Origin of the sequence: Arthrobacter sp. AL05 (assembly GCF_029960715.1) — a bacterium.
GTDB lineage: Bacteria > Actinomycetota > Actinomycetes > Actinomycetales > Micrococcaceae > Arthrobacter.
Genome location: NZ_JASBRC010000020.1, coordinates 18,631 through 28,612, shown reverse-complemented (window position 1 = coordinate 28,612; position 9,982 = coordinate 18,631). Strand labels below are relative to the sequence as shown.

12 protein-coding genes are annotated in these 9,982 nt (G+C 65.6%); 3 read left to right on the top strand and 9 right to left on the bottom strand.

The features are described 5' to 3' along the window. Window position 1 precedes the first annotated feature (1 nt). Window positions 2-412, bottom strand: a complete 411-nt coding sequence (locus tag QK287_RS16975) for an EAL domain-containing protein (protein ID WP_282360890.1) — start codon at window positions 410-412, stop codon at window positions 2-4. On the opposite strand from QK287_RS16975, the gene QK287_RS16970 reads away from it, so the two are divergent. Together QK287_RS16970 and QK287_RS16965 are read left to right on the top strand one after the other, a co-directional pair. Continuing rightward, entirely contained in the window at window positions 360-866 is a 507-nt protein-coding gene (locus tag QK287_RS16970) for an FAD-binding protein (RefSeq protein ID WP_348774850.1), read from the top strand. The two genes, QK287_RS16975 and QK287_RS16970, sit on opposite strands and share 53 nt — an antisense overlap. Before the next feature lie 138 nt (window positions 867-1,004). Continuing rightward, entirely contained in the window at window positions 1,005-1,187 is a 183-nt protein-coding gene (locus QK287_RS16965) for an SDR family oxidoreductase (RefSeq protein ID WP_226773782.1), read from the top strand. Window positions 1,188-1,340: 153 nt separating this feature from the next. Here QK287_RS16965 and QK287_RS16960 read toward each other — a convergent pair whose 3' ends face one another. Genes QK287_RS16960 through QK287_RS16930 form a run of 7 tightly spaced genes read right to left on the bottom strand, consistent with a single transcriptional unit; the run spans window position 1,341 to window position 7,967 of the window. After that, window positions 1,341-2,039, bottom strand: coding sequence for a substrate-binding domain-containing protein (locus QK287_RS16960; RefSeq protein WP_282360889.1), 699 nt, complete (start codon window positions 2,037-2,039; stop codon window positions 1,341-1,343). Further along, entirely contained in the window at window positions 2,036-2,980 is a 945-nt protein-coding gene (locus QK287_RS16955; RefSeq protein ID WP_282360888.1) for an aldo/keto reductase, read from the bottom strand. Before QK287_RS16955 ends, QK287_RS16960 begins: the two co-directional genes overlap by 4 nt. 26 nt (window positions 2,981-3,006) lie before the next feature. Next, window positions 3,007-3,960 carry a Gfo/Idh/MocA family oxidoreductase gene (locus tag QK287_RS16950; protein WP_282360887.1) on the bottom strand — a complete coding sequence of 318 codons (954 nt, stop codon included), beginning with the start codon at window positions 3,958-3,960 and terminating at the stop codon, window positions 3,007-3,009. A 32-nt stretch (window positions 3,961-3,992) separates the two neighbouring features. Continuing rightward, on the bottom strand, window positions 3,993-5,294 hold the full coding sequence (locus tag QK287_RS16945; RefSeq protein WP_226773778.1) for a protocatechuate 4,5-dioxygenase subunit alpha/beta: 1,302 nt from the start codon (window positions 5,292-5,294) through the stop codon (window positions 3,993-3,995). Window position 5,295: 1 nt separating this feature from the next. Next, window positions 5,296-6,231, bottom strand: a complete 936-nt coding sequence (locus QK287_RS16940; protein ID WP_226773777.1) for an amidohydrolase family protein — start codon at window positions 6,229-6,231, stop codon at window positions 5,296-5,298. A 2-nt stretch (window positions 6,232-6,233) separates the two neighbouring features. Then, entirely contained in the window at window positions 6,234-6,926 is a 693-nt protein-coding gene (gene ligK, locus QK287_RS16935) for a 4-carboxy-4-hydroxy-2-oxoadipate aldolase/oxaloacetate decarboxylase (protein WP_226773776.1), read from the bottom strand. Window positions 6,927-6,938: 12 nt separating this feature from the next. Beyond that, window positions 6,939-7,967 carry an amidohydrolase family protein gene (locus tag QK287_RS16930; protein WP_226773775.1) on the bottom strand — a complete coding sequence of 343 codons (1,029 nt, stop codon included), beginning with the start codon at window positions 7,965-7,967 and terminating at the stop codon, window positions 6,939-6,941. A 144-nt stretch (window positions 7,968-8,111) separates the two neighbouring features. On the opposite strand from QK287_RS16930, the gene QK287_RS16925 reads away from it, so the two are divergent. Next, complete coding sequence (locus tag QK287_RS16925; RefSeq protein ID WP_226773774.1) at window positions 8,112-9,017, top strand: LysR family transcriptional regulator; 906 nt, start codon at window positions 8,112-8,114, stop codon at window positions 9,015-9,017. 293 nt (window positions 9,018-9,310) lie between these two features. Here QK287_RS16925 and QK287_RS16920 read toward each other — a convergent pair whose 3' ends face one another. Continuing rightward, window positions 9,311-9,961, bottom strand: a complete 651-nt coding sequence (locus QK287_RS16920; RefSeq protein WP_282360885.1) for a hypothetical protein — start codon at window positions 9,959-9,961, stop codon at window positions 9,311-9,313. Window positions 9,962-9,982: the final 21 nt, after the last annotated feature.

Here is a 9,982-nt window from a genome sequence, read left to right as displayed (position 1 = left end):
ATCATGAGTGACAGGGCGAGAAAGTCATACCGGGTCCAGCGACCAAATCCCCGGCTTTCGGGGACTCAATAAATGTAACGGGGCGGGAGATGAGGTAGCCCTGGGCGGTGTCGCAGCCTAGCTCTTGCAGGATGGTCAGTTGGGTTTGTCGTTCGACACCCTCGGCAGTGGTGGTGAGGCCCAGGGCTTTGGCCGGGGCGATAACACCGGAGACGAGGATGGCAGAGGTGGGGTCGGAGTCGATGGTGTCGATGAAGGATTTGTCGAGCTTGAGCCCGGTGAGGGGAAGGTCGCGCAGCATGGCCAGGGACGAATACGCCGTCCCGTAGTCATCGAGGGCGACGCCGACGCCGGCGGCGATAAGTTCGCGTAGCTGTGCAGCGGCGGATCGGAGGTCCGCGATAGGGGACACCCTGGCGGAGCTGGCCGGCAAGCTCGGCATCGACGCCGCAGGGCTCAAGGAAACAGTGGCCGAATTCAACCCCGCCGCGGAACGCGGAGAGGACCCGGCGTACGGCCGCGGCTCCACTCTCTACAACCACTTCCGCGGCGACATGGAACACAAACCGACCCCCAACCTTGCCCCGGTCGGCAACGGCCCCTACTATGCCGCCAAGATCCAGATGGGCGATCTGGGCACCTTCGCAGGCATCGGCGTTAACGAACGCTCCGAAGTAACAACCGAAGAGGGAACCGCTATTCCCGGCCTCATCGCCGTCGGCGCCGCCGCCGTCAGCGTCTTCGGGGGCGGCTACCCGGGATATGGCTCCCACATCGGCCCCGCCCGGGTATTCGGCTGCCGGGCCGGAGGGGACATCACCAAGCTCGCAGCCGGCCGCGGCGTACCGCGAGTGGCCGGCGTCTGAGCCCCTACCGGTCCTGACAGGACGCCCAGCCGAAGATCCGAAGGAGTAAGGAAACAGGATGCTCATAGCCCGCAAACTTGCCGATGCCGGTGCCGCGCCGGCATTCCCGAGGTCAAGACACCGCTACACGAGCTCGACATGTCGAATTGGCAACGCGTCATCGACGTCGACCTCACGGGTGTTGTCATCTGCAACAAATGGGCTGTCGCACTGCGCCGACCGGAGGAGATCGCGAATGTCGTTCTGTTCCTGTCCAGTGACGCCTCCTCCGCACTGACTGGATCCGTTATCAACGCCGACGGCGGATACACGTCCATCTGAAATCCAATCCACCAAGGCCTTCCTTAGGGGTGAGGCGAACATGCGGAAAATCTGGCCGGCCGCTAACGTCAAGGTCTACGGCGGCGGTGTCACCGAAGACGGGTTTCTCCGCGTCTGCAGGACCCGCATCAGTCAATCCGTCACGGCAGGGCCTCAGGGCGCGCGAAAACTGTGCGACGACTTGATAGATGCCGAGAGGTCCGAGCGGAAGAAGGCCAACACCTCCGCGGCACGAGCCGCGTTGTTGGAGGATGCCGCGACAGCAGCCGCGAAGACCGTGATAATCGCGCAGTCGGCCGGGAGAACGCCGAGGATGCACACGCCGGGTTGCCCGACCAGTTCGCTGAGCTGCTGCAGGCCGAGATCGACCTCTCCCTCGGCGAGCAGGCGCGCCACGGGTACGCCTGGACGGGCCTGCACAAGCCGGTCGCTGACCTCATCGGTCATGCCCCAGCGGTCGATCATTCGCAATAGCTCGGTGCCGCTCGGTCCGGTGGAATATCCGATGCGGGATGCCGCGCGCAGGGCGCCGCGAAGCTCGTCGGCATTCGCAAAGGCCGTGCCTTCGGAACATGTGGCTACATCGGCGCTGCGTGCGGCCACGCCTACGGCGACCTCCGACAGTACGATCGGGGCGATGGATGCCGGATCCACTTGCCCCTCGGCAGCGAGGCGTTGCAGAGCGTCCTCAGCGAGGAACACAAGGTCGAACGGCTCGCCGGCGGCCACCCGCTGGGCGGCGTCCACTCCGCCTACGGATTCAATCTGCAGAAGCGGTAGCCCGGCCCCGGCGGCAGCTTCAGCGAGGTCGGCGAGAACGTGGCGGGTGGCCATCGACGAGATCGCCCTCATGCGGCATCCTCGAAAGTCTCGGCGTCTACTTCGGCAGCAGATGCTGGCGCATATCGCGCGCCAGAGACGGTGGCCGTGCCAATCAGCTCGCCGGCCCGCGTCAGCAGCGCTCCGTCGACAGAGATGTCGGCCGCCGCCATGTTCTTACGCAGGTGCGCGACGCTCGTTGTTCCCGGGATCGGCAGAACGTGATCGCCGCGGGAGAGCAGCCAGACCAGCGCGAGCTGTGCTGGGGTGCAACCGGCCTCCGCAGCCAGCTCGCGCCAAGAGGCCAGCAGCGTCGCATTCGCACCCCAGTGCTCGGGCTGGAAGCGCGGCATGCTGCGGCGGATGTCGTTTGGGGCCAGCTTACCTGGGTCCTTGACCGCATCGGCGAGGAAACCCCTTGCGACCGGCGAAAACGCAACCAGGGTCACGCCGTCCTCGCGAGTGGCGTCGAGCATGCCAAGCTCGGCATTGCGACTCCACAGCGAGTACTCGTTCTGCACGGCCGCGATTGGGGTGATTGACTGCGCCTCGCGCAGTCGCGCGACCGACACCTCGGACAGACCGACTGCGCCGATCTTGCCCGCGGCGACCATCTCGGCCAGCGCGCCGACGCTGTCGCCGATCGGCACGTTCTTGTCCCACCGGTGAAGGTAGTACAGGTCGATGTAATCGACGCCAAGGCGGCTCAACGAAGCATCGACCTGTGCGCGCAGCGTATCGGGGCGTCCATCGATGACTTTCACGCCGTCAACGGACGCCATCCCGCACTTACTCGCCAGGAAGACCTCGTCGCGGCGCCCCGCGATCGCGGCACCTACAAGCTCTTCGTTGCGGCCGCCGCCGTACAGTGTTGCCGTGTCGAGCATCCCGACACCTTCATCGAGAGCTGCGCGCAGCAACGCCAGCCCCTCGTCACGCGACGGGGGGACGCCGTACGCGTGGCTCAGCGACATACAGCCCAGACCGGTGGGGGGTAGCCTCACGCCAGCTGCTTCTCAAGCGCGCCGAGCACGCGGTAGCAGTCGATGACCTGGCGGATCGACGAGTTCGGCTCGCGCCCCTCGCGGATCGCGCTGACGAACTCGCGGTCCTGCAGCTCGATGCCGTTCATGCTCACCGCCACCTTCGAGACGTCGATCTGCTCGTCGCGGCCGTTGAAGAGGTCATCGTAGCGCGCGATGTACGTCTCGGTGTCGCCGATGTAGCGGAAGAACGTGCCGAACGGGCCGTTGTTGTTGAACGAGAGGGACAGGGTGCAGATTGCCCCGGTCTCGCTCTTGAGCTGGATCGACATGTCCATCGCGATGCCCAGATCCGGGTTGATGGGGCCCTGGATTGCGTTCGCCTGCACGATCTTGCCCGCCTGGTAGGCGAACAGGTCGACAGTGTGCGCGGCGTGGTGCCACAGTAGGTGGTCGGTCCAGGAGCGCGGCTCGCCCTTGGCATTCGTGTTCGTGCGGCGGAAGAAGTACGTCTGCACGTCCATCTGCTGCACGTTGAACGAGCCCTCGGCGATCCGGTTGTGCACGAGCTGGTGCGAGGGGTTGAACCGCCGCGTGTGGCCCACCATGGCGACGCGGTCGGACGCCTCGGCCGCTGCGAGCGTCGCCTCGGCGTCCGCGAGCGAGTCGGCGAGCGGGATCTCGACCTGCACGTGCTTGCCGGCCTTGAGGACCTCCTGCATCTGCGAGGCGTGCAGACCCGTGGGCGTGGCGAGGATGACGGCATCGACGTCGTCGCGCTCGAGCACGGCGTCGAGCCCGACGACGGCGTTGGCGACGCCGTACTTCGCGGCGACTGCCTGGGTCGGTTCGAGCCGCGTGCCGCTGACGACGGTCACCTCGGCATCGGGGACGTTCATCAGGCCGTCGAGATGTTTCATGCCGAAGGCGCCTGCGGCGCCGACGACGGCCACACGGATCTTGTCAGTCATGGGGGCTCCTTTGTTGCGGATGCGGGATGCGGTCAGTCGGTCGGGTTCGTGAGAACAAGGTGGCCGACGGCGGTGTTCGACGCCGGCACGTGGTAGAACCGGTGGTCAACAGAAGGCGCCTCGCCGCCGAACTGGTCGTCCATCGCGCCGCGCGCGATCAGCCAATCGACGAGCTCGATGCCTTCGGAGCCCGCCTCATCGACGTACTCCATATGATCCCACTCGGTCAGGCCCAGCGGGTCGGCGATGAGGTGGTCGAGGAACGCGTTGTCCCACTCCTCGTTGATGAGGCCGGCACGCGGACCCTGGAGCTGGTGGCTCATGCCGCCGGTGCCCCAGATCTGCACGTTGAGCTCCGGGCCGTCCCACTTGTCGAGGGCGCGGCGAAGGGCCTTGCCGAGCTCGTAGCAGCGGCGGCCGGAAGGCACCGGATACTGCACCACGTTGACGGCCAGCGGGATGACCTTGCATGGCCACTCCTCGACGTCGCCGAAGACGAGCGAGAGCGGCACGGTGAGCCCGTGGTCCACGACCATCTCGTTGACGAGGGTGAGGTCGAAGTCGTCCTGGATGACCGACTGCGCGATGTGCGCGGCGAACTCCGGGTAGCCCTTCACATCGGGCACAGGGCGGGGGCCGTAGCCCTCGTCCGCGACCGGGTACTCTGCCCCGGTGCCGAGCACGAAGGTGGGGATGATCGACGAGTCGAAGGCCGTGGCGTGGTCGTTGTAGACGAGGATGACGACGTCGGGCGTATTCTCCTTGGCCCACCTGCGGGTCCACTCGTACCCGGAGAACACCTTCTTCCAGTACGGCTCCTCGGTTTTGCCGAGGTCCATCGCGGCACCGATCGCCGGGACATGCGAGGTGAACAGCGCCGACGTGTACTTCGCCGGGGCGTTCTCGCGCATGGTCTCGGACTTCTCGCGCCGCGCCGGCGGGACCCAGCCGTCGAGGTCCTTGAGGCGGTTGCCCTCGGGGTGGCGTCCGCCGCCGATCATCATGTCGCGGTAGGCGGCCTCGGACATGCCAGTCATGGAGCCGGCCATCTGCTGGAAACTCAGGCCGTGCGTGGCGCCGATCTTGCTCAGGAAGTAGATGTTGCCGCCCTCGGCCATCATGGCGTTGAGGTCCATATCCAGCACAGCCTGGCGCTGCTTGGGCGAAAGGGGCCACTCATCGAGGTACGCCTCGCGGTCGGCCAGGTAGCGCTTGCGGTTCTCGGGCTTCATCAGCGACATCGAGAACTGGTTGAGGTGGTATCCCTTGCGGGCCATCTCCGCGTCGAAGATGATCGTGCCGGGAACGTCCTTGTACGGCTTGTCGAGTGCCATGTCATGCTCCTTCGGGCCAGTAGAGGCGGCGCGGGTTGTCCACGAGCAGCTTCTGCTGGAGCTCGGGCGTCGTCGCGATCTGTGGGATGTAGTCGACCAGCAGCCCGTCGTCGGGCATGTGGTCCTTGAGGTTGGGGTGGGGCCAATCGGTTCCCCACAGCACGCGGTCGGGGAACTCCTCGACCACGCGTCGGGCGAACGGCACCACGTCGGTGTAGGCGTGCTGTTCGCCGTCGAGAGCGTGCGGGCCGGTGACGGACAGGCGCTCTGGGCAGGAGACCTTGGTCCACACATTGGTGTTCTCGCGCATGAAGCGCAGGAACAGTGCGAACTCAGGGCCGTCCGGGTCCTTGGACACGTCGGGCCGGCCCATATGGTCGATGACGACGTCGGTCGGGATCGCGGAGAAGAAGTCGTAGAGCTCCGGCAGGTCCGCGGCCTCGAAGTAGATGACCACGTGCCAGCCGAGCGGCGCGATCTTCGCGACTATCTCCTCGAGCGAGTCGGTGGGCACCCGGTCGACGAGGCGCTTGACGAAGTTGAACCGGATCCCGCGGACGCCGGCCGCGTGCAGCTCGGCCAGCTGCTCCTCGGTCACGTCGCGGCGGACCGTGGCGACGCCGCGGGCGCGGCCGCCGCTGTGCTGCAGCGCATCGACCAGTGCCCGGTTGTCGGCGCCGTGGCAGGTCGCCTGGACGATCACGTTGCGGTCGAAGCCGAGGTGGTCGCGCAGCGCGAAGAGCTGCTCCGCCGAGGCATCGCACGGGGTGTACTTCCGCTCGGGGGCGTAAGGGAACCGCTCGCCGGGCCCGAACACATGGCAGTGCGCATCGACTGCGTCGGCCGGCAGGCGGAACGTGGGCTTGGTGGGGCCGTCGTACCAGTCGAGCCAGCCTGCGGACTTCTCGAAGCCTCCCGTGGTGTCTCCGTGCGCCATGGTCACTTCTCCACGTACTCGAGGCCGGCGGCGGCGAGCGGCTCTCGCATGCCGTAGACATCCAGGCCCAAGACGCCCTCACGGAACTTCACGCGTTTGGCTTCCTCGTTATCCTCGCGCTTCTGGCTGGCGTCTGCCACCGCTCCGACAAGCTCGCGCGGGACAACCACGACGCCGTCGACGTCGGCCACGACCACGTCGCCAGGGTTCACCACGGCGTTCGCGACCACTACGGGGATGTTCACCGATCCGAGGGTGGCCTTGACCGTGCCCTTGGCGTTGACAGCGCGGGAGAACACCGGGAAATCCATCTTCTCCAGATCGGCGACGTCGCGGACACCACCGTCGATCACCAAGCCCTTGCAGCCGCGGGCGGTCAGCGAGGTGGCGAGCAGCTCACCGAAGAAGCCGTCTTCGCTTTCGGTGGTGCAGCCGGCGACGATCACATCGCCTTCCTGCACCTGCTCGGCGGCGACGTGGAACATCCAGTTGTCACCAGGCTGTAGCAGCACGGTCACTGCCGGACCACAGAGCTTAGCGCCGGTGTAGGCCGGCCTGATGTAGGGGCGCAGGAGCCCGACTCGCCCCATCGCCTCGTGGATAGTGGCGACGCCGAACTGCGAAAGCCGTTTGACGTCCGTGGGATCCGGACGTTCGATGTTGGTGCGGACGATGCCGAGGTTGTTCAGTCGCAATTGATGGTCCTCTCAGAGACCGCGCGCAGTAAGGGCGCGGTCAAGCCTTGGGTAGACACGGCGGGCGTTGGCTTCGAACACCTGCGCGCGCTGCGCGTCGCTCAGGTTCGTGGTGGCGTCGACGTACCGCTTGGTGTCGTCGAAGTAGTGTCCGCTGCGCGGGTCGACGTCGCGCACGGCGCCGATCATCTCGCTCGCGAAGAGGATGTTCTCGGTCGGGACGACCTTGGTGAGAAGGTCGATGCCCGGCTGGTGATACACGCAGGTGTCGAAGAACACGTTGTTCAGCAGGTGCTCCTCGATTACAGGCTTGCCCAGCGCCATTGCGAGCCCACGGAAGCGCCCCCAGTGGTAGGGAACGGCGCCGCCGCCGTGAGGGATTACGAGCTTCAACTCGGGGAAGTCGCGGAACAGATCGCCCTGGAGTAATTGCATGAACGCGGTGGTGTCGGCGTTGAGGTAGTGCGCTCCGGTCGTGTGGAAGGCCGGGTTGCACGACGTGCTGACGTGCACCATCGCCGGGATCTCGTATTCGACGAGTTTCTCGTATATCGGGTACCACGAGCGATCGGTCAGCGGCGGGGACGTCCAGTTGCCGCCGGACGGGTCGGGGTTGAGGTTCACGGTGACGGCGCCGAGTTCCTCGACGGCACGAGTAAGCTCGGCAACGCTCGTCGCGGGATCCGTACCGGGGGACTGGGGGAGCATCGCCCCCATTAGGAAGCGTTCGGGGTAAAGCTCGCTGACGCGGGCGCACAGGTCGTTGCAGATCCGGGCCCAGGTCTCGCTCACAGCGAGGTCTCCGATGTGGTGCGCCATAAACGAGGCACGAGGGCTGAATACAGTAACGTCGCTGCCGCGCTCGTTCATGAGCTTGAGCTGGTTGGCCTCGATGGTCTCACGGATGTCGTCATCGCTGATGCGCAGGGTCGCAGGGTCAGGAGCGTCCGCGCGTCCTTCAGAGAATGCGATCTGCAGATCACGCCAGGCTCCGAGCTGTGTTGGAGCTGTGGTGTAGTGGCCGTGGATGTCGATAATCACGCGTGTCGTCCTTGTCACTGAGTGTAAGCGGTGCGAAGCAGCTGCACTTCGTTGGATCAGTGCTGCCCCAAACTGACTCTAGGGGTGTTTGCCACTGCGGTCCAATAGATATGCAGAGACAGATCCATAGATAAGATCTATGGCATGACGTTCACCGACCTCAACCAGCTCCGGACATTCGTCACGCTCTACGAGCTGCGCAGCGTCACGGGCGCCGCCAGGCGACTGCACGTGACACAGCCCACGGTCAGCTATTCCCTGAAGCGGCTCAGGGAGCGGTTCGGCGACGAGCTGTTCCGTCGCGAGGGGAACGACATGGTGCCGACCGCGAAGGCGACGCAACTGTTTGGGCCCCTACACAACGCCTTGGCACAAATAGACGCGACCGTCATGGGAGCGGACGTGTTCGAACCGACCGGATTCAGCGGCGAACTCGTCCTCGGACTCACCTCGATCGGCGAGCAGACGTTCCTCCCACCGATCATGACCGCCCTCGGGCGGGTCGGCGCCGATCCGCGAATACAGGTGGAACGGCTCGATTCGGACGAGGTCGAGAGCGGGCTAATCCGCGGCACCATCGATCTGGCATTAACCGTGTCGCGGATCGCCACACCGCGGCTGTGGAGGACGCACGTGCGTTCGGTCGAATACGTGGCTCTGTCGTCCGGGTTGCATCCACTGCCCGCGACCGGGCCTGACATGTTCGAGGGGAGACGCTTTGTGCGGGTCTCCGCCCGTGGCGGGCACGTCTATCCTTTGCAGGCGCTGACCGAACACGACTTGATGTCCCAGGTCGTGCTGACCATGGAGGAATACGGCACCGTGCCCGCCGTGCTCGAGGCGACGGATCTGGTCGTCCTGCTGCCTCGACATGTAGCGGGGGTGTTCTGCGGCTGGTTCCCCCGCCTTCGCATCGCCGAGCTGCCCTGGCCCGGGCAGAGCACACCAGTGGAGTTGTACACGCGGCGCGAGGCCAGCCTCTCGCAGGCGCAGCGATGGTTCCGCTCGCTGGTGCTTGATGCGGTTGCGGCGGATGAATACAAGTCGTAGTCATGAGCGTCTGCGGGCGTCTCAAAATCGGACAGGCCGCTCACGCTGCACCGGCGTGACTGAAGAGGTCGGTGGGGACGGTGGGACCCGGCGCCGCCAGTCGACCTCGAGATTGTCTGGCAGCATGACGAGGTTCTTGTAATGAAGGCAGCCGTCATTCACGGCACTGGGAGAAGGCCCGACCACGTCCTGCAGGGTGCTACCACCCGCTCTTGAGAATCGGCTGGATCGTAGGCCACCTCACCGACGCGGCACAGGCAGGCTGCCCATCGCCGGCAGGCCCAAGCGGAGCGCTAGCGTTTTGTCCTGTTCCAGCTGGCCTTACCCGGAGCGAACGGGCTACGCACATGGATCGACCATGACGAGTGCGGGTGGATCGTCAGAATCGCGTGCTCCCACCAGGCGCGGGCTTCGTTAGAGAGCTCCGGTAGAACCGCATCCTTGTCGGCGTCGTCCTCCGGACGGGGACGCAGCGCCTTCCAAACCAGCTGCACCTCGGGCGCCCCGGTCGGAATGCCGTCGACGTCGATCACTGCACGATCCCACGGCAGCTGCAGTCGGGGATCTCGTCGATAAACCCAGACGCTATCCGTGCCGTCCTCGACGTTGACCTGCAGTACCCATGCGCCCGTTGCGTCATTATGGATGCGGATCGGCTGCAGGTCGGCATCCATATCAGCCTCTGCCCAAGGGAGAACGCCGTCGCCTGACGGAGCCCACGCGCTAAACGGCGCCGGCAAGTCCTGCACCACTTGGGGCAGGTCGGCGATCGTCGTGCTGACATCGATATTGTCGTGCTCGCGAGTGTTAGTGCCGAGCCAGTGGTCGAGCGCCACCCCTCCGGACAACCACCAACGCGCCGATGACGGCCCGAGCAGCTCCGCCACGACTCGCAGGGACAGGGGTTCCCAGTGCGTCGTGAGGGTGGGTGTGGATGAGGCCATGGCTCAAGGTTACCCGTGGGC

Coding starts and splice junctions, on each gene's coding strand:
- QK287_RS16965 (WP_226773782.1), top strand. CDS start 1,005: ATGTCGAATTGGCAACGCGTCATCGACGTCGACCTCACGGGTGTTGTC.
- QK287_RS16960 (WP_282360889.1), bottom strand. CDS start 2,039: ATGAGGGCGATCTCGTCGATGGCCACCCGCCACGTTCTCGCCGACCTC.
- QK287_RS16955 (WP_282360888.1), bottom strand. CDS start 2,980: ATGTCGCTGAGCCACGCGTACGGCGTCCCCCCGTCGCGTGACGAGGGG.
- QK287_RS16950 (WP_282360887.1), bottom strand. CDS start 3,960: ATGACTGACAAGATCCGTGTGGCCGTCGTCGGCGCCGCAGGCGCCTTC.
- QK287_RS16945 (WP_226773778.1), bottom strand. CDS start 5,294: ATGGCACTCGACAAGCCGTACAAGGACGTTCCCGGCACGATCATCTTC.
- QK287_RS16940 (WP_226773777.1), bottom strand. CDS start 6,231: ATGGCGCACGGAGACACCACGGGAGGCTTCGAGAAGTCCGCAGGCTGG.
- QK287_RS16925 (WP_226773774.1), top strand. CDS start 8,112: ATGACGTTCACCGACCTCAACCAGCTCCGGACATTCGTCACGCTCTAC.
- QK287_RS16920 (WP_282360885.1), bottom strand. CDS start 9,961: ATGGCCTCATCCACACCCACCCTCACGACGCACTGGGAACCCCTGTCC.